General features: G+C 68.6%; 25 protein-coding genes. 6 read left to right on the forward strand and 19 right to left on the reverse strand.

The window, feature by feature from the left end:
* Positions 1–47: 47 nt before the first annotated feature.
* Entirely contained in the window at positions 48–854 is an 807-nt protein-coding gene (locus ACRVYW_RS09430; RefSeq protein WP_431803967.1) for a ParA family protein, read from the forward strand.
* A gap of 95 nt (positions 855–949) precedes the next feature.
* On the opposite strand, the gene ACRVYW_RS09435 is transcribed toward ACRVYW_RS09430, so the two are convergent.
* The 3 genes from ACRVYW_RS09435 to ACRVYW_RS09445 all read right to left on the reverse strand — a co-directional run bounded on the left by ACRVYW_RS09435 (position 950) and on the right by ACRVYW_RS09445 (position 2,818).
* Entirely contained in the window at positions 950–1,531 is a 582-nt protein-coding gene (locus ACRVYW_RS09435) for a MerR family transcriptional regulator (protein WP_431803969.1), read from the reverse strand.
* 112 nt (positions 1,532–1,643) lie between these two features.
* Positions 1,644–2,276, reverse strand: coding sequence for a transcriptional regulator FtsR (gene ftsR / locus ACRVYW_RS09440; RefSeq protein WP_431803971.1), 633 nt, complete (start codon positions 2,274–2,276; stop codon positions 1,644–1,646).
* 44 nt (positions 2,277–2,320) lie between these two features.
* Positions 2,321–2,818 carry an FHA domain-containing protein gene (locus ACRVYW_RS09445; protein ID WP_431803972.1) on the reverse strand — a complete coding sequence of 166 codons (498 nt, stop codon included), beginning with the start codon at positions 2,816–2,818 and terminating at the stop codon, positions 2,321–2,323.
* Positions 2,819–3,003: 185 nt separating this feature from the next.
* Here ACRVYW_RS09445 and ACRVYW_RS09450 point away from each other — a divergent pair, with 185 nt between their 5' ends.
* Positions 3,004–3,351 carry a hypothetical protein gene (locus tag ACRVYW_RS09450; protein WP_431803974.1) on the forward strand — a complete coding sequence of 116 codons (348 nt, stop codon included), beginning with the start codon at positions 3,004–3,006 and terminating at the stop codon, positions 3,349–3,351.
* A gap of 73 nt (positions 3,352–3,424) precedes the next feature.
* Here the strand turns inward: ACRVYW_RS09450 and ACRVYW_RS09455 are convergent, their stop codons facing one another.
* A complete protein-coding gene (locus tag ACRVYW_RS09455) occupies positions 3,425–3,778 on the reverse strand; it encodes a hypothetical protein (RefSeq protein WP_431803976.1) in 354 nt (117 codons plus the stop codon).
* A gap of 178 nt (positions 3,779–3,956) precedes the next feature.
* Here ACRVYW_RS09455 and ACRVYW_RS09460 point away from each other — a divergent pair, with 178 nt between their 5' ends.
* Both ACRVYW_RS09460 and lpdA read left to right on the forward strand, forming a co-directional pair.
* Entirely contained in the window at positions 3,957–4,532 is a 576-nt protein-coding gene (locus ACRVYW_RS09460; RefSeq protein ID WP_431803978.1) for a copper resistance CopC family protein, read from the forward strand.
* A 9-nt stretch (positions 4,533–4,541) separates the two neighbouring features.
* Positions 4,542–5,942: a dihydrolipoyl dehydrogenase gene (gene lpdA, locus ACRVYW_RS09465; RefSeq protein WP_431803980.1), complete on the forward strand. Its 1,401-nt coding sequence runs from the start codon at positions 4,542–4,544 to the stop codon at positions 5,940–5,942.
* 153 nt (positions 5,943–6,095) lie between these two features.
* On the opposite strand, the gene ACRVYW_RS09470 is transcribed toward lpdA, so the two are convergent.
* From ACRVYW_RS09470 to ACRVYW_RS09485, 4 genes are all read right to left on the reverse strand, one after another.
* Positions 6,096–6,740, reverse strand: coding sequence for a CYTH domain-containing protein (locus ACRVYW_RS09470; protein WP_431803982.1), 645 nt, complete (start codon positions 6,738–6,740; stop codon positions 6,096–6,098).
* Between the two features lie 4 nt (positions 6,741–6,744).
* Entirely contained in the window at positions 6,745–6,969 is a 225-nt protein-coding gene (locus ACRVYW_RS09475; RefSeq protein WP_431803984.1) for a response regulator, read from the reverse strand.
* Positions 6,970–7,092: 123 nt separating this feature from the next.
* Positions 7,093–8,619 carry a CoA-acylating methylmalonate-semialdehyde dehydrogenase gene (locus ACRVYW_RS09480; protein ID WP_431803986.1) on the reverse strand — a complete coding sequence of 509 codons (1,527 nt, stop codon included), beginning with the start codon at positions 8,617–8,619 and terminating at the stop codon, positions 7,093–7,095.
* 21 nt (positions 8,620–8,640) lie between these two features.
* Positions 8,641–9,612 (reverse strand): NAD(P)-dependent oxidoreductase, encoded by a 972-nt coding sequence (locus tag ACRVYW_RS09485; protein ID WP_431803988.1) that lies wholly within the window; start codon positions 9,610–9,612, stop codon positions 8,641–8,643.
* A 201-nt stretch (positions 9,613–9,813) separates the two neighbouring features.
* Between ACRVYW_RS09485 and ACRVYW_RS09490 the strand changes: the two genes are divergently transcribed.
* Both ACRVYW_RS09490 and ACRVYW_RS09495 read left to right on the forward strand, forming a co-directional pair.
* Positions 9,814–10,695, forward strand: coding sequence for a LysR family transcriptional regulator (locus ACRVYW_RS09490; RefSeq protein WP_431804294.1), 882 nt, complete (start codon positions 9,814–9,816; stop codon positions 10,693–10,695).
* Positions 10,692–11,426: a glutamine amidotransferase gene (locus ACRVYW_RS09495; protein WP_431803990.1), complete on the forward strand. Its 735-nt coding sequence runs from the start codon at positions 10,692–10,694 to the stop codon at positions 11,424–11,426. The genes ACRVYW_RS09490 and ACRVYW_RS09495 overlap by 4 nt, the downstream gene beginning before the upstream one ends.
* Before the next feature lie 9 nt (positions 11,427–11,435).
* On the opposite strand, the gene ACRVYW_RS09500 is transcribed toward ACRVYW_RS09495, so the two are convergent.
* The 11 genes from ACRVYW_RS09500 to ACRVYW_RS09550 all read right to left on the reverse strand — a co-directional run bounded on the left by ACRVYW_RS09500 (position 11,436) and on the right by ACRVYW_RS09550 (position 24,329).
* On the reverse strand, positions 11,436–13,970 hold the full coding sequence (locus ACRVYW_RS09500; RefSeq protein ID WP_431803992.1) for a glycogen/starch/alpha-glucan phosphorylase: 2,535 nt from the start codon (positions 13,968–13,970) through the stop codon (positions 11,436–11,438).
* A 110-nt stretch (positions 13,971–14,080) separates the two neighbouring features.
* Positions 14,081–15,133, reverse strand: coding sequence for a YihY/virulence factor BrkB family protein (locus ACRVYW_RS09505; protein WP_431803994.1), 1,053 nt, complete (start codon positions 15,131–15,133; stop codon positions 14,081–14,083).
* 58 nt (positions 15,134–15,191) lie between these two features.
* Entirely contained in the window at positions 15,192–15,758 is a 567-nt protein-coding gene (pilO, locus tag ACRVYW_RS09510) for a type 4a pilus biogenesis protein PilO (protein WP_431803996.1), read from the reverse strand.
* Positions 15,759–15,762: 4 nt separating this feature from the next.
* Positions 15,763–16,596, reverse strand: coding sequence for a hypothetical protein (locus ACRVYW_RS09515; RefSeq protein WP_431803998.1), 834 nt, complete (start codon positions 16,594–16,596; stop codon positions 15,763–15,765).
* On the reverse strand, positions 16,593–17,729 hold the full coding sequence (gene pilM / locus ACRVYW_RS09520; RefSeq protein WP_431804000.1) for a type IV pilus assembly protein PilM: 1,137 nt from the start codon (positions 17,727–17,729) through the stop codon (positions 16,593–16,595). Before pilM ends, ACRVYW_RS09515 begins: the two co-directional genes overlap by 4 nt.
* A 43-nt stretch (positions 17,730–17,772) precedes the next feature.
* Positions 17,773–18,588: a prepilin peptidase gene (locus tag ACRVYW_RS09525; RefSeq protein ID WP_431804002.1), complete on the reverse strand. Its 816-nt coding sequence runs from the start codon at positions 18,586–18,588 to the stop codon at positions 17,773–17,775.
* Positions 18,585–20,366, reverse strand: coding sequence for a hypothetical protein (locus ACRVYW_RS09530; protein WP_431804004.1), 1,782 nt, complete (start codon positions 20,364–20,366; stop codon positions 18,585–18,587). The genes ACRVYW_RS09525 and ACRVYW_RS09530 overlap by 4 nt, the downstream gene beginning before the upstream one ends.
* Positions 20,366–21,052 carry a PilW family protein gene (locus ACRVYW_RS09535; protein WP_431804006.1) on the reverse strand — a complete coding sequence of 229 codons (687 nt, stop codon included), beginning with the start codon at positions 21,050–21,052 and terminating at the stop codon, positions 20,366–20,368. Before ACRVYW_RS09535 ends, ACRVYW_RS09530 begins: the two co-directional genes overlap by 1 nt.
* Positions 21,049–22,404, reverse strand: coding sequence for a carboxypeptidase regulatory-like domain-containing protein (locus ACRVYW_RS09540; protein ID WP_431804008.1), 1,356 nt, complete (start codon positions 22,402–22,404; stop codon positions 21,049–21,051). Before ACRVYW_RS09540 ends, ACRVYW_RS09535 begins: the two co-directional genes overlap by 4 nt.
* A gap of 88 nt (positions 22,405–22,492) precedes the next feature.
* On the reverse strand, positions 22,493–22,948 hold the full coding sequence (locus ACRVYW_RS09545; RefSeq protein ID WP_431804010.1) for a type II secretion system protein: 456 nt from the start codon (positions 22,946–22,948) through the stop codon (positions 22,493–22,495).
* Positions 22,949–23,084: 136 nt separating this feature from the next.
* The gene (locus tag ACRVYW_RS09550; RefSeq protein WP_431804012.1) at positions 23,085–24,329 is read right to left on the reverse strand and encodes a type II secretion system F family protein; all 1,245 of its coding nucleotides are present in this window, start codon (positions 24,327–24,329) and stop codon (positions 23,085–23,087) included.
* Between the last annotated feature and the right edge of the window lies 1 nt (position 24,330).

Genomic DNA, 24,330 nt, shown 5'->3' on the forward strand with positions numbered 1-24,330 from the left:
GCTGCCTGAGTGTCCTCACAGCCTAGGGGACGGTAACGTAGAGCCTCGTGCACGTACTCTCCGTCTCCTCGCTCAAGGGGGGTGTCGGCAAGACGACCGTGACGCTCGGCCTCGCCTCTGCGGCGTTCGCCCGTGGCGTGCGGACTCTCGTCGTCGACCTCGACCCGCAGTCCGACGTGTCGACGGGGATGGACATCCAGGTCGCCGGGCGCCTCAACGTCGCCGACGTCCTCGCGAACCCCAAGGAGAAGGTCGTCCGTCAGGCGATCACCTCGAGCGGGTGGTCGAAGGTCCACGCCGGCACGATCGACGTCATGATCGGGAGCCCCTCGGCCATCAACTTCGACGGTCCGCACCCGTCGGTGCGCGATGTCTGGAAGCTCGAAGAGGCCCTCGCGACGATCGAGGCCGACTACGACCTCGTCCTCATCGACTGCGCGCCCTCCCTCAACGCCCTGACGCGCACCGCGTGGGCGGCATCCGACCGCGTCATCGTGGTGACCGAGCCCGGGCTCTTCTCCGTCGCCGCCGCCGACCGCGCACTGCGCGCGATCGAGGAGATCCGTCGTGGCCTCTCGCCGCGCCTGCAGCCCCTCGGCATCGTCGTGAACCGCGTGCGCCCGCAGTCGATCGAGCACCAGTTCCGCATCAAGGAGCTCCGCGACATGTTCGGCCCGCTCGTCCTCTCCCCCCAGCTGCCCGAGCGCACGTCGCTCCAGCAGGCGCAGGGCGCGGCGAAGCCGCTGCACATCTGGCCCGGCGACTCCGCTCAGGAACTCGCGGGCGACTTCGACGCGCTTCTCGACCGCGTCATGCGCACCGGCCGCATCGCCGCCGGCGAACAGCGCGCCTGACCACGCCTCGCTGATCGAGTGCCGCGGCGGAGCCGTGGTGTAGGGAGATCACGACGCAGCCGCCGTGTATCGAGCTCCGGAGAGCTCCGCCGAGATCAGGCCGAGCGCTGCGCCCGACGGGCGGCCAGCTCGTCGACCGGGTCGGGCACCTGCGGGTCGAAATCGACGAGCGTCGATTCCACCTCGTGCAGCACCTTGCCCACGGCGATGCCGAAGACACCCTGCCCGCGGCTGACGAGGTCGATGACTTCGTCGTTCGAGGTGCAGAGGTAGACCGAGGCGCCGTCGCTCATGAGGGTGGTGCCGGCGAGATCACGGATGCCGGAGGCACGCAGCTGCTCGACGGCGGTACGGATCTGCTGCAGGGAGATCCCGGTGTCGAGGAGGCGCTTGACGAGCTTCAGCACGAGGATGTCGCGGAACCCGTAGAGTCGCTGCGATCCCGAGCCGCTCGCCCCACGGACGGTCGGCTCGACGAGCTCGGTGCGCGCCCAGTAATCGAGCTGGCGATAGGTGATGCCGGCGGCGCGGGCCGCGACGGCGCCGCGGTAGCCGACCTCGTCGTCCATCTGCGGCAGCCCGTCGGTGAAGAGGAGCTCGGTGGCGAACGTCGGCTCGGCGGGTCCCGCTGCGGATCCAGCTGCAGACCCACCCACGGGCGCATCATGCGCGGTCATCGTCGCCTCCAGCCGAACTCTGTTGTGCTTCCACGGTAGATGAGGGTGACCCCACCGGCAACGACATCCGCTCTCGCGCCCTCGGCGTGTCGCGCGCGGACCCCGCGCCCGGTCACGGGACGAGACGGTCGAGCGCCGCCGTCACGAAGCTCGCGCGCACCTCGTCGAGTCGGCGCAGGAGCTCGGGTGCGAGCTCGCTGGCGCGGGCCCGTGACCCGCCGTCGGTGCGACGCAGGAGCGGCGCGAGCGCACTTCCGACGAGCGCGACCTCGCGCTCCGCCGCCTGCCGCATACCGCGCACGTGCCGCGGCTGGATGCCGTGGGAATCGAGCGCGACGAGGGCGCGGAGCACCGTGAGCGCGCGTTCGTCATAGGCGTCGGATGCCGGGACGATGCCGGCGCTCACCGCGTCGTCGAGGAGGGCGGGCGCTGCCCCGGCGGCGGCGAGGAGCTCGTCGCGGCGGTACCGGCGCGGCGCCTCGAGGATCGACGGCGGAAGGGTGACCTCGGCCTCGCCGTCGTGCGCGTCGAGGTACTCGCGGATGCGGGCGAGCTTGAAGTCGTGGTCGCGCTGCAGCGTCAGCGCGGTGCGCACCCGTGCGACGTCGGCGGGCGTGAACTTGCGGTAGCCGGCTTCGGTGCGCAGCGGCGTCACGAGCCCCTGGTCCTCGAAGTAGCGCAGCTTGCTGGCGGTGAGGTCGGGGAACTCGGGGGTCAGCCGCGCGAGGACCTGACCGATGCTCAACGGCCCCGTGGCCGAGGCCCGGCCGCGGGGTGCTGCTGCGGGGCTCACGCGCCCGTGCCCCGGTCTGCCGGCGAGACGAAGAAGTTGAGGCGGAACTTGCCGATGCGCACCTCGGCGCCGTCGTTGAGGACGGCGCGGTCGACGCGCTCCCCGTTCACGTACGTGCCGTTGAGCGAGCGCTGGTCGACGATCTCGAAGAATCCGCCCGTGCGGGTGACCTCGGCGTGACGGCGGGAGACCGTGACGTCGTCGAAGAAGATGTCGGCTTCGGGATGACGGCCGACCGTGGTGACGTCGGTGTCGAGCAGGTAGCGCGCGCCGGCCGTCGGTCCGGAGCGAACGAGCAGCAGCGCGGACCGCGCGGGCAGTGCGCCGATCGCCTCGATCTCGGCCTCGGTCAGGTCGCTGCCGAACGGGATGAACGACAGATCGGAGTCGTGTCCGAACGTCTGCGTCGAATCGACGGCGCGACCGCCGTCCGCGTCGCGTCGGATGTCGTCTGCGCCGGCATCCGCGGCGCCGTCACGATCGTTCTCGTTCACGCTGGCCTCCCTCCTGTTCACCCTAACGGATGCCTCCGAGCTGGAAACCCCCGCGGCGCGATCGCGAGGGCTCGGCCCGCAATGTTGCACCGTGTGCCCGCAATGTTGCACCGTGTGACAGGCGCCGCGCGGCGCCGTGACCTCCCGCCATAGCCTGGCCTTCCGACCAACGAAGGAGTCCCACCGTGTCCACGCCGCAGAACCGCCTCACGCCCATCTCGGTGCGTCAGGGCGCGCTCTGCATGTGCGTGCACGGCGGCGCCTGCTCATCGTTCGCGCCCGGCCACGCGGTGCACCTCATCCAGGCGCGCCTGGCCTCGGCGACGCCGACCGAATGGGTCGACGCGATCGTGACGACGACGGATGCCGCGGAGGGCAGCATCCTGGTGCATACGCTCGACGGGCGCGCGCAGGCGCTGTGGAACGGCGCCGGGGCCGCCGCGGCGGTCGAGATCGGCACGCCGGTCGCGTTCCACCCGCGCTATCACGCGCTGTCGGTCGGCGGCACGCTCTTCAACGCGCTCGCCCTCTGACCGGACGTTTCGACTCGGCGCTGCGCGCCTCGCTCAACGACCGGGGACGAGTCCGCGGCGGTGTGTATCGAGATCAGGCGGTGACCATCGCGGAGCGCGTGGCGGAGCAGGCATCCATGCACGCCTTGCACGCCTCGGCGCACATCTTGCAGACCGGGCTCTCGTCGGCGTGCATCATGCACTCGTCCATGCACATCTGACACATGGCGATGCACGCGTCGAGCATGGCCATCATGACGGCGGGGGTCATGCCCTGCATGCGCAGCATCGAGCGCATCATCGTGTTGCACATGTCCGCGCAGTTCATACAGGCCGGCGCGCAGTCCATCAGCTGCATCGAACAGACGGTGCACGCCTGCTCGCACGCGGCGCACGCGTCGAGGCACGCCTGCATCACCTGCATGTCCATCGCGGGCATGCCGTCCATCGACGCCATCTTCTCGGACATCGCGTTCATCATCATCGCGTCCATCGGGTCCCAGCTCTCTGTCGGAGACGGGCCACGGGACCTGCGGCTGGAGTGCGCGCGTCGCAGGCCGCCCGCCTGCGGCCACGGTACCGCGCCGCGCCGCTCCGCGACAGGCTCACGTAGGCTCGAGAGGGTGATGTCACAAGGAATTCACACGCCCCGTCCCCTCGCCCGTCTCGGCGCCGCCGCCACCGCTCTCCTGGCCGCGCTGGCCCTCGTCCTCCTCGCCTCCCCGGCCTATGCGCACGACGAGCTGATCGGCTCCGACCCCGCCTCCGGCGCACAGGTCGATGCCCTTCCCGCGGAGATCACCCTCACCTTCAGCGGCGTGCTGCTCGACGAACCCGGTGCGGCGGAGGTCGTCGTGACGGATGCCGCGGGTACCGACCTCACGGCATCCGACCCTGTCCTCGACGGCACGCGTCTGACCCAGCCGCTGCAGGGCGACGCGTCGGGCGAGGTCACCGTCATCTGGCGCGTCGTCTCCAGCGACGGGCATCCGGTCTCCGACCAGTTCACCTTCACCGTCGGCGACGGCTCGGCGGTCGCACCCACCGGCACCGCTCCCTCGCCGACCGAGACCGCGCCGGCGAGCGACGACGAGGGCGTGTCACCTGCCGTCTGGATCGGCGTCGGCGTCGCGATCTTCGCCTCGCTGATCGGCGTGTTCGCGGTCACCTCGTCCGCGAACCGGCGTCGCCGCGAGGACTAGGCTGGAGGCATGCCTCATTACAACGTCGTCGTCCTCGGCGCGGGCCCCGGCGGGTATGTCGCGGCCGTCCGTGCCGCTCAGCTCGGCCAGTCGGTCGCCGTCATCGAAGAGAAGTACTGGGGCGGTGTCTGCCTCAACGTCGGCTGCATCCCCTCCAAGTCGCTCCTGAAGAACGCCGAGGTCGCGCACACCCTGAACCACAAGGCCGACTTCTTCGGCATCTCGGGTGAGTGGTCGCTCGATTACGGCGCCGCGTTCGACCGCTCGCGGGTCGTCGCCGACGGGCGCGTCAAGGGCATCCACTACCTGATGAAGAAGAACAAGATCACCGAGTACGACGGGCGCGGCTCGTTCACGGGCCCGAAGGCCATCACGGTGACCAAGGCCGACGGCACCGCCGAGGAGCTCACGTTCGACAACGTGATCATCGCGACCGGCTCGACGGTGCGCCTCCTCCCCGGCGTCTCGCTCAGCGAGAACGTCGTGACGTACGAAGAGCAGATCCTCTCCCGCGAGCTCCCCGGATCGATCGTCATCGTCGGCGCGGGCGCGATCGGCATGGAGTTCGCCTACGTCCTCACCAACTACGGCGTGAAGGTCACGATCATCGAGTTCCTCGACCGCGCCCTCCCCAACGAGGACGCCGACGTGTCGAAGGAGATCGCGAAGCAGTACCGGAACCTCGGCGTCGACATCCTCGTCTCCACGAAGGTCGAGTCGGTCGTCGACTCGGGCGACAAGGTCACGGTCACCTACACCGACAACAAGAGCGGCGCCCAGTCGTCGATCGAGGCCGACAAGGTGCTGATGTCGATCGGCTTCGCTCCGCAGGTCGAGGGCTTCGGGCTGGAGAACACCGGTGTGAAGCTCACCGATCGCGGCGCGATCGAGATCGACGACTTCATGCGCACGAACGTCGAGGGCATCTACGCGATCGGCGATGTCACCGCGAAGCTGCAGCTCGCCCATGTCGCCGAGGCGCAGGGCGTCGTCGCTGCGGAGACCATCGGCGGCGCCGAGACCATGGCGCTCGGCGACTACCGCATGATGCCGCGCGCGACCTTCTGCTCGCCGCAGGTGGCCTCGTTCGGCTACACCGAGGCGCAGTACAAGGAGACCGGCCGCGAGTACAAGGTCGCGACCTTCCCGTTCATGGCGAACGGCAAGGCGCACGGCCTCGGCGAGCCGGTCGGCTTCGTGAAGCTCATCGCAGATGCCGAGCACCTCGAACTCGTCGGCGGTCACCTCATCGGCCCCGACGTCGCCGAGCTCCTTCCCGAGCTCACCCTCGCGCAGAAGTGGGACCTCACCGCGCTCGAACTGGCGCGCAACGTCCACACGCACCCCACGCTGTCGGAGGCGCTGCAGGAGGCCTTCCACGGCCTTGCCGGTCACATGATCAATTTGTAATCTGGCAACCACGACTGACGCCGCCCCATCGAAGCCGGGGGCGGCGTCAGTGGTTTCCGGGGGCAGCGCGTCTCGTCCGCGAGACCGCGCAAATGTCACGAATAACGCACGGGAAGCGTGCATTCGCGCGGTCTCGCGGAGGGATGGGGCACGTCAGGCGCCGAGGGCGCGGCCGAGTTTCGACGCGGATGCCGCGGGTCGGCCGCCCGCGGCGGCGACCAGCGCGTCGGCGGCGGCGAAGAGCGCCGCGCGGCCCCGGGCGTCGGCGGGGGCGGCGGGGCCGAGTTCGAGCTCCCATTCGCGCCAGGTGCTCGAGGCGCCTCGGCGCACGTCGGTGGCCGTGACGTGGTCGTCGACGAACTCCGCGACGAGCGCGCCCGCGGCATCCTGCAGCGCATACGCGACCCGGGCGTTCCGGATGCGGGCGATCACGGCGAAGGGCGGCTCCGCGACGCCGGCGAGTGCCGCGACGACCTCGGCCGGGACGAGGGGATCGGCCTCCGGATCGGCCGCCTCGTCGAGGGGCCAGTGCGTCTCGAGCTTCCCCTCGCGGGTCGCCTGCTTGATGTGCCAGCCCTCATCGGGGCCGCCCGTACGGCGACGAAGGGCGGTCGCGGCGCGCGCGAGCGCGGCATCGGCCGTGTCGAGATAGCGGGCGTCGAGCGCGCGCTCCTCGGGGGCTCCGACGCGCGCGACGCCGGGGAGCGCCGCCCAGTCGGGCAGTGCCGCCTCGGCATCCACGTCGTACTTGCGCTCGATCTCGAGGGACCGCGCGCCCGCTTCGTGCTCGGCGCCCACGCGATCAGTCGTTGCGGATGGCGTCGGGGTCGATGTCGTCTTCGGCTTCGAAGAAGTAGAAGTCGCTCGAGGTGGGACCGTCGCCCTCACCCGTGTTGTCGAGGCCGCCGCGGCGCATGTAGACGACCTGCGTTTCGCTGTAGGGCATGACGAGCGAGTCCTCGGTCTCGTCGTCGAGGGGCAGGACCTGGCCGTCGAGCGGGCCGCCGTGCAGTCGTGCGATCGCCATGTGAACCTCCTGGGTTGGGATGCCTCCAGCGTAGTCCCGGGGGCGCGATGTGCGTTCGAGGGCGCCGATCTGCGGGTCGCGTGGCGGCGCACCCGCGTTTCGGCGCCCTCGAGCGGGCGGGCCTCAGTGGGTCGGGAACCCGAGGCTGATCTGGCTCTCGCTCGGGTCGGGCCAGCGGGTCGTGACGACCTTGCGGCGCGTGTAGAACTGGAACGCCTCGGGACCGTACATGTGCGTGTCGCCGAAGAGCGAGTCCTTCCACCCGCCGAAGGAGAACGCGCCCACGGGGACGGGGATCGGGACGTTGACCCCGACCATGCCGACCTCGATGTCGAACTCGAACTGCCGCGCGGTCTTGCCGTCGCGCGTGAAGATCGCGGTGCCGTTCGCGTACCGGTTGCCGTTGATCAAGGCGACCGCCTCGTCGTACGTGTCGACGCGGACGACCGAGAGCACCGGCCCGAAGATCTCCTCGTCGTAAACGCGCATGCCGGGACGCACGCCGTCGACGAGCGAGGGGCCGATGAAGAAGCCGTCGCCGGGGATGTCGAGCTCGCGCCCGTCGACGACCACTTCGGCGCCCTCCCCGGCGGCACCCGCGACGAATCCGGTGACCCGCTCGAGCGCGTCGCGGGTGATGAGCGGGCCCATCTCGATGCCGGGCTCGGTGCCGTCACCGACGGTGACCTGCGGCATCCGCTCGGCGACCTTCGCGACGAGTGCGTCGGCGACATCGCCCACCGCGACGACGACCGAGACGGCCATGCAGCGCTCTCCGGCCGAGCCGTAGCCGGCGGAGATCGCGGCGTCGGCAGCAGCGTCGAGGTCGGCGTCGGGCATGACGATCATGTGGTTCTTCGCGCCGCCGAGCGCCTGCACGCGCTTGCCCTGTTCGGCGGCCCGCGTGTAGATGTACTTCGCGATCGGCGTCGAACCGACGAACGAGACCGCGCCGATGATCGGGTCGTCGAGGATCGCGTCGACCGCCTCCTTGTCGCCGTGGACGACATTGAGGATGCCGGCGGGAAGGCCCGCCTCAGCGAACGCGTCGGCAAGCCACACGGCGGCCGAGGGGTCGCGCTCGCTGGGCTTGAGGATCACCGCGTTGCCCGCGGCGATCGCGGTCGTGACCATCCACAGCGGCACCATCGCGGGGAAGTTGAACGGCGTGATGCACGCGACGACGCCGATCGGCTGCCGCACCTGGTGCACGTCGACGCCGGCGGCGACCTGCTCGGAGTACTCGCCCTTGAGGTGGTGCATGAGGCTCGTGCAGAACTCGACGTTCTCGAGACCGCGCGCGACCTCGCCGAGCGCGTCGGGGACGGTCTTGCCGTGCTCGGCGGTGATGATGCGGGCGAGTTCCTCGGCACGCGAGGAGATGATCTCGCGCAGGCGGAACATCACCTGCTGCCGCTTGCCGAGACCCGTCTCGCGCCACGCGCGCTGCGCGGCCTGGGCCGTCCGCGCCGCCTCGTGGACGAAGTCGGCCGAGGCGAGGGCGACCTCGCCGGTCTGCACGCCGGTCGCGGGGTTGAAGACGAGGCCGGTGCGCCCGTCGGCGGCGACGCGGACGCCGCCGACGACGTGCGGGATGGCGGTCAGCGGGCCGGTCGCCGCGGCGGCCTGGTCGATGGTGGGAGTGCTCATGGTGGGTGTCCTCCGGTTCGTTCAGACGTGGGCGGGCTGGGCGGAGGCCGCGGCGGATGCCGGGGCTGCCGATGCGTCCTGGGCGGGATCGTAGCCGCGCAGGGTGCCGTCGGGTGAGGCGAGCTTCGCGACGAGGGTGCAGTCCTTGCCGCCGAGTCCCTCGGCGATGAGCTCGTCGAGCTGGGCGAGGGCGAGGGACGCCGCGGGCAGGTGCACCCCGGTCGTCTCCCCCGCCCGTACGGCGAGGCCGCAGTCCTTGCGCGCGAGGTCGACCGAGAACGTCGCGTCGAAGTTGTTGTTCGCGGCCGACTTCTCGAGCACTCCCGGCACGGGGTACCAGGTGCGGAGCGGCCAGGAGTCGCCCGACGAGACGCGCGCGACGTCCCAGAAGACCTTCGCGTCGAGGCCGAGCTGCTCGGCGAGCTGCGAGCCCTCCGACATCGCCATGACGCCGATGAAGAGCATCATGTTGTTGACGAGCTTCGCCGCGATGCCGGCCCCGGCCTCACCGCAGGCGATGACGTTGCCGGCCATCGGGGCGACGATCTCGCGGGCGCGCTCGACGTCGCCCGGCTCGCCGCCGAGCATGAAGGTGAGGGTTGCGGCCTCGGCCCCGGCGGTGCCTCCGGAGATCGGCGCGTCGACGAACGTGAGTCCGCGTGCGGCCGCCTCGCGGTGGCACCAGCGCGAGGTCTCGACGTCGACCGTGGAGGTGTCCATGAGGAGGGTCTGCGGCTCGGCGTGCGCGAAGATGCCGTCCTCGCCGCCGTAGACGGCGCGGACGTGCTCGGGCTTCGGCAGCGACGTGAGGCAGGCGTCGGCGCCCGCGAGCGCCGCGGCGACCGAGTCGACGATCTCGATGCCGCGCGCGCGGGCGGCGTCGGCGGCCACGGGATTGATCTCGACACCGCGGACCGTGTGCCCCGCGTCTACGAGATGTGCGGCCATGGGCGTACCCATGCGTCCGAGTCCGATGAAGGCGATGGTGGCCATGGTGGTGCTCCCTGCGTCGATGGAGGTGCGGTGGATGTCGTGAGGAACGCTCCTCGTCGAGCGTGTCCCTTCGGCCACTGTAGACACGGCATCCGCTGCGGATCAATGCACACCGCCACGGCGTTCTTGCACGATGAATGTGCGCTGGTGCACACTGTTCGGGTGCAGACCGCCACCGTCGAACCCCCGCTCGACGCCCTCATGACCTTTCTCGCTGTCGCGCGCCTCGGCCGCTACACGGCGGCCGCCGACGTGCTCGGCGTGAACCACTCGACGGTGTCGCGGCGGATCGCCGCGCTCGAGAGCGCGATGGGCGGGCGGGTGCTCGTCCGCACCACCGGCGGGTGGGAGGTCACCGATCTCGGGCGTCGCGCCGTCGCGATCGCCGAGCGCATCGAGGGGTCGCTGCGCGAACTCGTCGACGGCGACGACGGAGACCCCGTGCACGGGATGGTGCGCATCTCTGCGCCGGATGCCTTCACCGCCGTCTTCCTCGCGCCCGCGATGACGCGCCTGCGCCGCGCGCATCCGGGGCTCGCGGTGGAACTGCTCTCGGCGACGCAGCGCGTGCGGCAGAACCGCTCGGGCGTCGACCTCGAGATCGTCGTCGGGCGCCCGCAGGTGCTCCGCGCCTACGCGACGCCGGTGTCGTCGTACGCCCTGCGGCTCTACGCGACGCCTGACTACCTCACCGAGAACGGGACACCGGCGACGGTCGCGGACCTGGCCGGCCACCCGCTCGTCTACTACGTCGAATCGTCGCTGCAGGTCGACGAACTCGACCGGGCGCTGCAGGAGCTCCCCGCCTCTCCCCCGTCGGTCCGCTCGACGAGCGTCTTCGCGCACGTCGAGGCGACGGCGGCGGGCGCGGGCATCGGCATCCTTCCCGACTTCCTCGGCGACGCCGACCCGCGTCTCGTGCGAGTGCTCGACGGAGCATGGGCGCATCCGCTCGCGTACTGGGCGGTCGCCCGCGACGAGGGGCCGCGCAATCCCGCGGTCGCGGCGACCCTCGAGGCCCTCGGCGAGGCCCTCGGCGAGGACCTCGCGTCCACTCGACGACCGGCGGGAGGTGCCGCGTGAAGCCGTTCCTCCTCCTCGCGACGCGGGCCGAGGACGTGCCCGCCGACGAGGAGTACGCCCTCTTCCGCCGCTACGCGGGGCTCGCCGAGCACCAGCTCGTCCGGCACCGGCTCGAGGCCGAGCCGCTCGGCGACATCGACCTCGACGACTGGTCGGGCATCTTCGTCGGCGGCGGACCGTTCAACGCGTCGGACCCGCCCGAGAAGAAGTCGGCGGTGCAGCACCGCGTCGAGGCCGAGATCTCCGCGCTGCTGGATGCCGTCATCGCGCGCGACTTCCCGTTCTTCGGCGCCTGCTACGGCATCGGCACGGTCGGCACCCACGAGGGCGCCGTGATCGACGGGACCTACCGCGAGCCCATCAGCGTCATCGAGGTCACGCGCACGGCGGTGGGCGCGGATGATCCGCTGCTGGCGGGGCTCCCGGATGCCTTCACCGCCTTCGTCGGGCACAAGGAGGCGATCTCGGTGCTGCCGCCGTCGGCGACGCTCCTCGCGACCGGGGCGGCCTGCCCGGTGCAGATGTTCCGGGTCGGGCAGAACGTCTACGCCACCCAGTTCCACCCCGAGCTCGACGTCGAAGGGATCTCCACCCGCATCCGCGCGTACGCGGACCACGGGTACTTCGCCGCGCACGAGCTCGACCTCACGCTCGCGGCCGTCCGCCGGGCGCCGGTGACGCACACGGGCCGGCTCCTCCGCACCTTCGTCGAGCGCTACGCCCGCGACTGACCCGGCGCGTCAGAGGAGCGGGCGGGTGTGCCAGATGCGGTCGATGTAGTCGCGCATCGAGCGGTCGGACGAGAAGAACCCGGTGCGGGCGACGTTGAGGATCGCCGCATGCGTCCAGGCATCCTGATCCGCATACGCCGTATCGACCTTCGCCTGCTCGGCGATGTAGGACGAGTAATCGGCGAGCACCATGAACCGGTCGTCGTAGAGCAGGTTCGACACGATCGGCTCGAACACGCTCTTGTCGCCGCCCGAGAACGCACCCGACGCGATGAGGTCCATCGCGCGCCGCAGGTTCTCGTCGCCCTGGTAGAACTCCGTCGGCTTGTACCCCTTCGCCCACAGCGCCTCGACCTCGGGCTCGCTCATGCCGAAGAGGAAGAAGTTCTCGTCGCCGACGAGTTCGCGGATCTCGACGTTCGCGCCGTCGTCGGTGCCGATCGTGAGCGCACCGTTCAGGGCGAACTTCATGTTGCCGGTGCCGGATGCCTCCTTGCCGGCGAGCGAGATCTGCTCCGACAGGTCGGCGGCGGGGATGAGGCTCTCGGCGAGGGTCACGTTGTAGTTCGGCGGGAAGAGGACCTTCAGGCGCCCCTCGACGCGCGGGTCCTCGTTGACGACCGTGCCGACGGCGTTGATGAGGTGGATGATCCGCTTCGCCATGACGTAGCCGGGAGCCGCCTTCGCGCCGAAGATGAACGTGCGCGGCGTGACGTCGGAGGCGGCGACGCGCCCCGAGATGATCTGTTCGTAGAGCGTCACGATGTGCAGGAGCTTCAGCATCTGGCGCTTGTACTCGTGGAGGCGCTTGACCATCACGTCGAGCATGTGTCCGTCGCTGATCTCGAATCCGTCGCGCACGCGCAGCACCTCGCCGAGGTGACGCTTGTTGGCGGCCTTGACGTCGGTGAAGGCCTTCCGGAACACGGGGTCCTCGGCGTACGACTCGAGCTCGCGCAGGCGCTCAAGGTCGGTGAGCCAGCCGGTGCCGATCGCCTCGGTAATGAGCTCCGAGAGCCCGGGGTTCGCGAGGCGCATGAAGCGGCGCGGGGTGACGCCGTTCGTGACGTTCGTGAACTTGCCGGGGTAGAACTCGTTGAAATCGGGCAGCACCTTCTCGCGCAGCAGCTGGGAGTGCAGCTCCGCGACGCCGTTGACCTTCGAGCCCGCGACCGTTGCGAGGTACGCCATGCGCACGCTCCGCTCGGGGAACTCGCTGATGATCGACATATTGCGGATCTTGATCTCGTCGTCGCCGTAGCGCTCGCGCACCTCGGCGAGGAACTCCTCGTTAATGCGGTAGATGATCTCGAGGTGCCGGGGCAGCAGACGCCCGACGAGGTCGACCGACCACACCTCGAGCGCTTCGGGAAGGAGGGTGTGGCACGTGTACGCGAAGCACTTCTGGGTGATCGCCCACGCGGCATCCCACTCGAGCTTCTTCTCATCCACGAGCACGCGCATGAGCTCCGGGACGCCGATCACGGGGTGCGTGTCGTTCAGCTGGAAGATGACGCGGTCGGGCAGGTTCTCGAGGTCGAAGCCCGGCGCGAGCATGTGGTCGAGGAAATCACCGATGGATGCCGCGACGAAGAAGTACTGCTGCTGCAGGCGCAGCTCTTTGCCCTGCGGCGTCGAGTCTTCGGGGTAGAGCACCTTCGAGATCGTCTCGGCCTGGGTCTGTGCGCTGACGGCGTCTTGGAAGTCGCCCGAGTTGAAGACCCGCAGGTCGAACGAGTTGGTCGCCTTCGCGCCCCACAGCCGCAGCGTGTTGACGCGCCCGTTGAGGTAGCCGGGGACCATGTAGTTGTAGGGCACGGCCTGCACGTTCCACGCCGGCACCCAGCGGGTGCGGGTTGTGCCCTCGTCGTCGTAGGTCTCGGTGTGGCCGCCGAACGAGATGGTGCGGGCGAACTCGGGGTGGGGGAACTCCCACGGCGAGCCGAGCGTCAGCCACGCATCGGGCTGCTCGACCTGCTGGCCGTCTTCGAAGGTCTGGCGGAAGATGCCGTACTCGTACCGGATGCCGTAGCCGATGTTGGGCACCGACATGGTCGCGAGAGAGTCGATGAAGCACGCCGCGAGGCGGCCGAGACCGCCGTTGCCGAGGCCCGGTTCGACCTCCTGCGCGCGCAGATCGTCGATGTCGATTCCGCACGAGGCCATCGCCTCGGTGGCGATCTCGGTGAGCCCCGACGCGAGCAGGTCGTTGTCGAGCTGACGTCCGAGGAGGTACTCGGCGGAGAGGTAGCAGACGCCCTTGGCCTGGGTCTCACGCTGGCGGCGGAGGTCTTCGAGCCAGCGCGCGACGAGGTAGTCGCGCACGGTGAGGGCGAAGGCGAAGTAACGGTCGTTGTCGCTGGAGGCCGACAGCGGCACGCCGCGCTCGTAGTTGAGGTTCCGCAGGAACTGGCGGACGAAGCCGTCGACCGTTGAGGCGGGGCCGGTGACCGGCGCGAGCGCGAGGGGGTGCGTCGCGACCGCGCTGTTGTTCGAAGTGCTGTGCTGCGGAGTGGGCTCGGGTGTGCTCTCGGATGCTGTCACGTAGTCAAAATACACACTGCGACGCTCGGGTGTGACCGTTCCCAGCCAGGAGAATCGGAGAATTTACACGGTCGTTCGCGCGCGCGACGCGATCAGCGCGGGCGACCCGATCAGGCGGACGCGTCCTCCTTCTCCTTCTCGTCCGCGTTTTTCTCCGCTTCCTTCTCCACCGCTGCCGCGCGCTCTGCGGCGAGGGCGTCGCGCGCACGGTTCAGGTCGGCGGATGCCGAGGCCACCGCGTTCTCCGCCTGCTGCACGCGACGCTCGGTGAAGGTGCTCGCTCCGTACCGCTCCCGGACCCGGTCTCGGCCCTCGAGGACGAGTGTGTAGATGTACGACGAGGCGATGAGGATGACCTGGGCGGAGAGGTTGATCCACAGAAGAAGGGCGATGAGGCTCGCGAAGGTCGCGAGCAGCGGGTTCGAGGTCGCTCCCCCGACGAACAGGCCCGAGAGCTGCTGCAGCACCGTGAGGCCGACCGCGCCGAGGAGCGATCCGGTCCAGAGCGCCTTCGCCGAGGGCTTGATGCCCGAGAGCACACGGAAGAGGACCGCGATCGCGACGGCATCCAGCGCGAAGGTGACGAAGATCGCGAGGAGGCGGCTCCCCCACCGGATCGAGGCGTCGGTCTCGGGCACGCCGAACCAGCCGGCGACCAGGCCGAGCCCGGCCGTGCCGAGGATCGTGGCGGCCGCGGACAGCACCAGCGCGCCGCCGGCACCGATCGCGAGGGCGAGGTTTCGGAGCATCACCCAGTAGAACGGGACGTCGTCCACCGTCTCGTCGCACATGAGCCGGATCGAGGTGCGCAGCGACCCGATCGCGCCGATCACAGCGCCGACGAGACCGATGATCGCGATGATGCCCGCGATGGAGAGGCCCGCCGGCGCGTCGATGCTGTCGAGTTTGATCAGACCGTTCTCGCCGACGAGACCGGGGACGGCGCGATTGACGGCATCGATGAGCGCCTGCCACGCCTCAGGGTTGCCGGCGAGCCACAAGGCCGCGATCGAGAAGCCGAGAAGCACCGCGGCGAAGATGCTGAACAGCGCCCGGTACGTCACGCTGTCGGCCAGCATCGCGCCGCGCCGCTCGCTGTAGCGCAGGAACGCACGGACAGGGGTGAGCGACAGAGCCTTGGCGGTGATGCGCGCGATGTCCATGCCGCTCAGGATATTGCGCGGTGTCCCACGACGAGAGGGTCTTGACAGGGCGGGGTCGCTACGACCTCGGCATCAGCACCCAGGTCGTGCCGGTGAGCGTGAGCGCCGCCTGGTCGCCGCCGGAGTATTGACTCGACTCGATCGTGACGATGCGCGAAGACTGCTGCAGCGCGGCGACGAAGGCCTCGAGCTGCGGACGATCACCCTGCGCGGTGAGGGTGAGCGGAACGTCGACCAACGCGCCGCTCGACGGGCCGGAGATCTCTACAGCGGCGGGGGCGACGTAGAGGGATGCCGGCGCGAACCGGAGGTCCTTGACCGTGACACCCGCGGAGGTCGCCGCGGCGTCGATCTGGTTGATGAGTTCCTGCTGCGCTCGACTCGCCGGGATCTCCTGCTGCTTGGCAGCGAGATCCGCCGAGAACTCCCCCAGACGTTCGTTGTCCGCCGCCAGTGCGTCGTTCTTGGCCTGTTGCACGTCGTTGAGCTGCGTGAGCGACGCCGTCTGCTCGTTCGCCGCGTCGATGCGGTCGAGCTGGGGCTGGACGCCCACGAGCCACCCGCCGAGGACGATCGCGACGCCGAAGACTCCGATGACGATGAGGGTCAAACGGTGCTTGTCCATGGTCTCACTCCCCCGCGGACGTCGCGTCCGCGTCATCGGTCGTCTCGGAGCTCGCCGCATCGGGCGTCGTGGTCGCCGCGAGCCCGAGAGCTTCGTGCAGCTGCGCGATCTGCTCGGCGTCGAGCGCGGTGACCCGCTGTGTTCCCCCGAGCGCGCCCGAACCGAGTTGAACGACCCCGGTGATCAGGTAGCCCGACTCGTTCGAGGCGACCGCGTCGACGGTGGCGCTCACGTATCCCGTCAACCGGCTCAGCGCGTTCAGGAGAGGCGTGGGCGAATCGAAGCGGGCGGCGTTCGCCGTGAACGAGATCTCGATGACACCGGGCGCGTCGAGCCCCGTGGATTCGATCGAGGGCCCAGCATCCGAGACCCCCTTGACGGTGATGGACTCGGTCGCGAGAGTCACGTCCTCCGGCAGGACGGAGTCGAGCTCGGTCATCAGTCGTGACCAGTCCGCCTCGGAGTACAAGGCGACCAGCTCCGCACCCTTGTAGGCGCCGAGCTGAGACTTCACCGAAGATACTTCGCTGTATTGCTTCTGCTCGTTGATGAGGACCTGCGCGCGAGTGCGTTCGGCGGTCAGAGCGTTCTCCGCGCTCATCGCCATCATCGCCACGGCGAGGCCGGCGACGACCACGAGCACGAGGAGCGCCAGCACCCCCGCGATGAGCTTGCGCTCTGTCGCCGCGTGCCGACGACGCGTCTCGACGATCGGGGGGACGAGGTCGACGCGAGCGACCGAGCGGACTGCTGTGCTGACGTGTTCGACATCGCCCTCCAGCGGGCTTGTCGTCTCGGGGCGTTGGCGCTGGCGGCGCTCGACGGTCTCGGTGGTCACTTGCGGCCTCCCTTCGCCGCCTTAGCGGCCTTCTTCGGGGCGCGGGCCGACGCCTTCACGGCCGCGCGTTCCGCCTTCTGCTCGCTCTTGGTCCCCGCCTTCGCGCCGATGGTGAGGCCGAGCGGTGCGGCGATTTCGAGCGCCCATTGGTCGATGCCGCTCTCACGCAGCTTCGGGTTGACGGTGAACGGCCCGAAGGGGTTGCCGTACGTCGTGGGCACCTCGAGCGCGCGAGAAAGGACGAGGGTGAGGCCGCCCAGTCGGCTTCCTCCACCCGTGAGCACCACGCTCGACACCGGAGCGTGAGGGTGCGCATTCGCCCAGAACGTGAACGTGTTGCGAATACTGTCGATGAGGCCGGCGACGTTCTCGCGGAGCACTGTCTCGGCATCCACATCGCGCGGCGTCGCCGCGCCGCCCTGCAGCCCCCGCGCGATCTTGTCCTTCTCCGCCTCTGCGAACCCGACCCCGAGCGCACGCTCGATGCTGCGCGTGATGTCGTCACCGCCGCTCGCGACGATGCGGACGAACTGAGGGGCTCCGCCGGTGGAGATCACGACCGTCGTGCTGGAGGCGCCGATGTTGATGATCGCCTGCGTGCCGCGCTGCGACCCCGGCAGGAGGCGGAGGAGCGAGAAGCCGGAGAAGTCGATCGCGTCGATCGAACGACCGGACCGTTCGATCGCGTTGACCGTCGACTCCAGGCTGCTGCGCACCGTCGCCACCAACAGACCCTCCTGCTGGATCCCCGATGCGCTCTCCACGTTGCGCAGCGGCAGGAAGTCGAGGATCGCGTCATCGAGATCGATCGGCACCTGCCCCTCAACCGCGAAGCGCAGACTCGTCTTGCGACGCGGTCCGCTGAGCACGGGCAGGCTCACCTCGCGCACCACGACCTTGCGGTTGCTGATCCCGAAGACGACCTTCTTCGTCGTGAACCCGCCCACCTTCCAGAGCTGTCGGATCGCCGTGATCGCACGCCGCTGGTCGACGATCTCGCCGTCGAAGATGGTGCCTTCAGGCACCTCGACCGCGGCGAAGCGGCTGATCGTCGGTCGGGTCGAATACGGTGCATCGACTTGGACGCCGCGAATCCCGCTGCGGCTGAGATCCAGCGCGACTACTCCTGCCATATGTGCCTCCCGGCCGTGGGGTGTATGTGGTGGTGCGCGAGCATCAGATGATCCCCGTCGCGGTGAGGTAGGCGTCGGCGATCGCCTCACCCGCGAAGACGCCGATCCAGGCACCCGCGATCATGAAGGGTCCGAAGGGGATTCGGGACTTGCGTGTTGCGCGCCCGCCGATCATGAGCACCACGCCGACCAGTCCGCCGAGCAGGAAGGCGCTGAAGCCGCCGACGATCAGCGCCGCCCAGCCCAGCCAGCCGAGCAGCATCCCGAGGACGCCGGCGAGCTTGACGTCGCCGAACCCCATGCCGCCGGGATAGGCGATCGCGAGGATCCAGTACAGCGCGAAGAGCACCGCCGCGCCGATCGTCGCCGTGAGCAGCCGGATGTAGTCGCCGGTGAGGATGGACGCCAGAGCGAGCAGCGCGGCGGTCACGAGATAGCTCGGCAGGACGATGGCGTTGGGAAGCCGGTGGTGGTCGAGGTCGATCAGGGTCAGTGCGATGCCGACGGCTGCCCAGTACAGCAGAGCGGGCAACAGGCCGGCGGGGTATAGGCCCCCGTATGCTCCTGCCACCACGAGCCCGAAGGCGACGCCCGCGCCCGCCTCGACGAGCGGATAACGCGCGGAGATCCGCGTGCCGCACGCACGGCACTTCCCACGGAGGACGAGCCAGGAAACGATCGGGACGTTGTCATACCACGCGATCTCGTGACCGCACTCGGGGCATGCCGAACCGGGGCGGACGACGCTGAGCCCCTGTGGCACCCGCCAGATGACGACGTTGAGGAACGAGCCGATCAGCGCCCCGAACAGGAACGCGAGCGGGATGCCGATGGCGGCAGGCACAAGAGGATCGGTCACGGAGCGGCTCCGCTCGCATCGAACGCGGCAGCACTCTCGACCCACGTCGTGACGCCGTAGGTCGTCGTCACAGGGTTGAGGAACTTCGGCGGCGCCTTGAACTTGAACCTCTCGTCGTACGTGTACGCCTTGATGTAGCCGTTGTTGATCACGCCACCAGAGCTCGTGCCGACGGGGCCGCGGTACTTCTGCGCGATGGCTCCCAGCACCGTGAGGTTGCCGCGCTTGCCGCCGACGCTGTAGTTCTGCACCTGGAACGTGTGCGCGACCGACAGGATCGCCGCGTGGATCGTGCGGTCTTTGCCGAGGATGGGCTTGTTCGAGCTGTTGACCGGATTGTAGACCCAGACCGCGTTGTTGCCGACAAGTCCGAGGATGTCTTCCTTGCTGTCGACGTAGGTGACGTCCCCGACGACGAAGACGTAGTTCTCGGCCGCGATCGTGGACGCGCCCTGGAACGACCCGCTGACGAAGGCGTCTCCGGAACGGCATCCGTAGGGCGTCGGGTCGGCCGCCACTTCGCCCGTGATCGGATAGCCCCCCGCTCCGAAGGTCCACCCGCGGCGCCCTTTGTCCTTCGCGGTACTCGTGCAGGTGAAGCCTGACGGCGTGGCGCCGGGCGCCCAGTAGTTCTTGTCACCAGTGACCGCGGGCACGTTCTGCACGTACATGACGTTGTTCTCGGGTACTGGGATCGTCGCGCCACCGACAGCACCGAGCTCGGCCACCTTGCCGCACTCATCCGGCGCGGACCCCTCGGTCGCGGCAGCGTTGGCGATGCGTGTCACCTTCGTGAAGGGGGACTTGATATTGACCGTGCCGTTGGAGAAGAAAGTGAACTGTGTTGGACCGGTGTAGAGGCACCCGGGTCGAGGCACGTCGCTCTCGGTCAGGTCGGAGCGTGTCTCCTTTTTGAGCTCGGAGTTCGTCGCCGGCATGCCGATGACGCCGTCGCTGCGAGTCGGGTAGCCGGAAAGCGTGAACTTCGCTGCGGCACATCCCCCAGTGTTCACGGTGATGGGAGTCTTTGTGTTCGCCGTCGTCACCGTGCCCTCGAATCGGGTGCCGCAGGTGCGGATCGTGTCGTTGGAGTGCACGGGACCCGTGATCACGTCACCCGAGGCGAACGTGATCTCGTTGCAGTCGCTGGCGGTGCGCGTCTCCCACGCGTACTTCAGGACCGTGCGTGTGTCGGGGTCCTTGTAGCACCCCTTGTCGGGCTTGCCGACGATGTCGGGATCTTGCACCTCGTAGTCGGTGAAGTAGAGGAAGTCGATGAAACCCTGTTGCTTCAGGTCAGCGGTGACGGTGCGGGTCACGTCGCCGACCTTGCCCGTCGATCGCACGCGAATGCGTCCGGTCGTCGCATACTTCGCGTTGTCCACCTCGTAGCGGAACTGGGCGCGGCCGTCGCTGCCGTTCACGGTTCCCCACGTTCCGCCCGCACCGATCCCGAACGCCGGATTCGCGTTCGACCCGCTCGGCGTGGTCAGTACGCTCCCGCTCTCTTTCGAGAACGGAGCCGCGGAATTGCCGAACCGGTAGTAGCTGGTGTCGGCGGAGAGGTGCGACTGATACTCGTCGACGCCGGCATAGGCGGCAGCGAGGGCGGCGTTCCAGTCGGCATCCTCCGATGCCTGCCGTGCCCCGTTGACGGAGACCGCGACGAGGATCGCCATGAGCATCGACAGCAGCGCACCGACGGCCATCACCATCACGAGCGCCGCACCGCGGTCGTCCGCGAAGCGATGCGCACCTTCTTCTCTGAGGCGTGACATCACTTGACCTCCACTCTGGCGACGCCGAGGTTCGGCAGTCCGACCACGTTCTGAATGGCCACCGGGGCGGTCCGTCCGCTGCCGTTCGCCTGGACCTGCATGCTGATCTGGACGCTCGCGATGTTCCGTCGCTGATCTTCGGTGAGGCTCGCGCCCGCGGCGGGCGTCAGAGCGTTGCCGTCTTTGTCGAAGTAGCGAAACAGGGGGCGTGAGGAGTCAGGGGCAAGGAGGGAGCGCGCGATCGTACGCGACGATGACGCCGCCGACTGGAACTTCCAGTAGATCTTGCCGGACCGGTAGGCCGCCCACCGCGTCTCGACGAGTTCATTGGCGGCATTGCGGGTGAACGAGACGCGGACGGGCGCCGGGTCCACGGAGCTTTCGGCGTCGATGAACGCGGCCATGTCGATCTTCTCGGCGCCGGCGAAGGTGAAGACGGGCAGGTTCAGCGTCTTACCTGCCTCGGGCAGTTCGGTGCCCGCACGCACGATGCGGGTCACTTCGTTCATAGCGGTGGACGCCATGCGGGCGCTCTCGGTCGCCCCCTCCTGGTCGGAGAAGGCGCGCGACGTCGTGACGAACATCGTGGCGACGAGCGCGATGAGGATGCTGGACACTCCCATCGCCACGAGCAGCTCGATGAGCGTCAGCCCGCTGTCGCGGCGGTTCTGCGATCGCGCGATCATCCGGCCACCCTCGGGTCGAGGGTGACGCGGGCGCCGCTGACCTCGCCCCCGTTCAGCACGGTCACGCCCGATGTGAGGAGGGTGGACTTCGCCCCCGACGACGCGCCGCGGTAGATATTCCAGGTGCCGTAGGGCAGCGCGATCGTCGCGCCATTCGATACGACGATGTCGGCGAAGGTATAGGTGAGCAGGTCCGGCGTCTTCGTCCCAGACGTGGTGACCGCCGCGCAGCCGGGATCTCCCGGTCCACCGCCGACATAGACGGCGGTGAGATACTTGCCCGTCCCGGCGATGCTCGCGAGCTTCACCGTTCCCATCGCGACCGATGCCGAGACGGTGCCGGCGGGTGCGGCGGCCACAGGATCGGGCCGAACGCCGAACTTGGTCGCGTCGGCGACCCACCGACCGGGGTCGGGTGCAAGGCAGCTGGTCGCCGGGCTGTCGGGAGCCTCGACGTAGGTGCCCGCGACGATGCTGTAGCCCGACGCGACGGGAAAGCGGCTGACGGGGACCACGCCCGCGGGCTTCGACAGGGTGACCGGGAAGGCGCCGTAGGTGGAGAGAAACGTCGCCGAGAGGTTCGTGGGCAGCGAGGGCACGGGTGTCGTGCCGCCGGCGAACGTCAGGCGGAAGGTCGCCGCACGGTCGTAGGCGAAGCTCACGCGCGAGGAGCCGCCGGCGGTGACCGACACGCCCGCCTTCGGAGCGGTGAGCTGGGCCTGATTGATGAAGCCGCTCTTGTTGACGATCACGTCGTACTCGCCCTCGGGCACCTTCAGGAGGTAGGCGCAGCCGTCGCTGTCGGTCGTGACCGCATCAATGCCCGGGGACGGGTCGAGGGTCACCGTCGCGCCGCTGACGCCCTCGCCGTAGGCGTCGATGACGCCGACGAGCACGGTGCCCTTCGTCGGGTCGTTGATCTTCGCGCGCGGGGTATACGCGGTGTCGCTGTAGACAGGGCGACCGCTCATGTTGTCCCACGTGACTTCCACGGTCACCTTCTTGTACGAGAAGCTGCCCGACGCCGCGCCGGCCTCGCACGTGACGGTCGCGCCCGTGCTGGTGGCCCACGACCACGACGTGGCGATCTCGAACCGGTCACCGTTGAGCGTTGCGGTACGCGTCTCGTTCTTGACGTCGAACACGGTCTTCGCCGAGCGGATCAGGTCGATCTGCTGCGAGGCGAGGTTCGCGGCCACGATGCGCGCGCGGGTGTCGCGTGACATCGTCATCGCGGACGTCAGCACATAGAGGAAGCCCGTAGCGATGACCGCGAACACGATCATCGCGACGACGACCTCCACCAGGGTGAACCCTGCGTCCTCGTTTCGGGCCGAGAACCGTCGGTGCACGTGAGCCTCCCTCCGTGTCGCACCGTGGGTAGAGCGCTGTGCCTGCGCGGATTGCTCCGCGCAGGCACAGCGTTCGATCGCACCGATATCAGGGTTTCGTCGTCCACTTCTTCGCGCCATCAGCGCTCGTGTAGCTGTACTCGTTCTTCACGCCGTAGTCGACATTGGTGCCGGTCACCGTGTAACCGTCCTTGGTGATCGCAGAGACTGTGATCGTGTTTCCGTCGCTGGCGCTGAACTTCTGCGTTCCGACGGAACCCTGGACGGCCGCGGTGGCGCCGATCTTCCCAGTGGCAGGGGTAGACGTCAGGCTCGCGTAGGCGCCGTTGTTCGCCTGCGCGGCCTGCTCGACCGCGAGAATCGCGTTGTTGACATCCGACTCGACCGACGACTTCCAGGCGCCGGTGCGCATGTTGAGGAAGACGGGGATGGCGATGGCGGCGAGGATGCCGATGATGATGACGACGACGAGGAGCTCGATCAGGGTGAAGCCCTTTTCGCCGTTCTCCTTCTTGGCGAGCGTCTGCGCGACGATCTTGTTCATGAAGATTCCTTCGATTCCAGGGGGATGGTGTGGGTCCTGCTGTGGTGCTTCGGTCTCCGGGGTGTGACCGACATCCGTGACACTAGCGGTTACGGAGGTAAATGAGAAGACTCTAATGTGAATATTGTGAAAGAAGTTACATGCTTTGGATCGACTGGAAGACCATGAACATGGGCATGTACAACGCGACGATCATGAAGCCGAGCAGAGCGCCCATGAAGACGATCATGAGCGGCTCGAGCATCGCGGTCAGTTGCGAGCTCATCGTCTCGACCTCGTCGTCGTAGAAGTCCGCGGTCTTCTCAAGCATCTGGTCGATCGAGCCGGACTCTTCACCGATTCCGACCATCTGCACGAGCATGTCGGGGAAGATCTCGGCCCCACCCAGGGCCTCCGCGATCGGCCGCCCTTCGCGGACTTTCGCCTGCACGGCGTCGAGCGACGACGTGATGACGTGGTTGCCGCTCGTCGCTCCGACGATCGTGAGCGACTGGAGGATCGGCACGCCCGATGCGAGCATCGTCGCGAAGTTCCGAGTGAAGCGCGTGAGGGCGATCTTGGTATTGAGCTTGCCGAACACCGGCAGCTTGAGTTTGAGGGGGTCCACGACCTTCCGCACGGCTTCCGTATTCTTGGATCTCCCCCACCAGATCGCGAACGCGACGCTGGCGACGATGACCACGGGAACGACGATCGGCATCGCGTTCGAGAGGTTGACGAGAAGCTGTGTCGGAGCCGGTAGATCGCTGCCGAGATCGGAGAACATCTTTTCGAACACCGGAACGATGAAGATCAGCATCGCGGCGACACCCAGCAACGCCACGATCAGAACGACGACCGGATACGTGAGCGCCGCCTTGACTTTGCTCCGGAGCTTCGTCTCCGCCTCGAAGTTGTCGGCCACCATCACGAGCGACTTGTCGAGGAAGCCGCCCGTCTCCCCTGCCCGCACAAGATGGACCATGATGGGCGGGATGACGAGCGGGAATTCCTCCAAGGCATCCGACAGCGCCGTACCGCTCTCGACCTTCGCGGAGATTTCGACCACCGTACGGCGGAGCTTCGGATTCTCGGTCTGATCCTTCACGATGGAGAGCGCGCGCAGGATCGACACCCCCGCGCCGACCATCGTCGCGAGCTGCCGGGTGAGCAGGGCGAGGTCCTTCAGCGACGGCCCTCGCTCGAGCCCGGGGATCGCAATCTCCTGCTGCAGGCCGGTTCCCGCGCCCTTCTCGGCGAGCTTGTCGGGCATGACCCCGCGCGCCTTGAGCTGCTGGATGGCCTGCGCCTCACTCGACGCCTCGAGGACTCCCTTCACCGATTTTCCCGAACCGTCGACGCCCTTGTACGTCCACTGCGGCGTCTTCGCGATCGTCGCCATC

The sequence above is a fragment of the Microbacterium sp. bgisy203 genome, from assembly GCF_965345155.1.
Classification (GTDB): domain Bacteria; phylum Actinomycetota; class Actinomycetes; order Actinomycetales; family Microbacteriaceae; genus Microbacterium.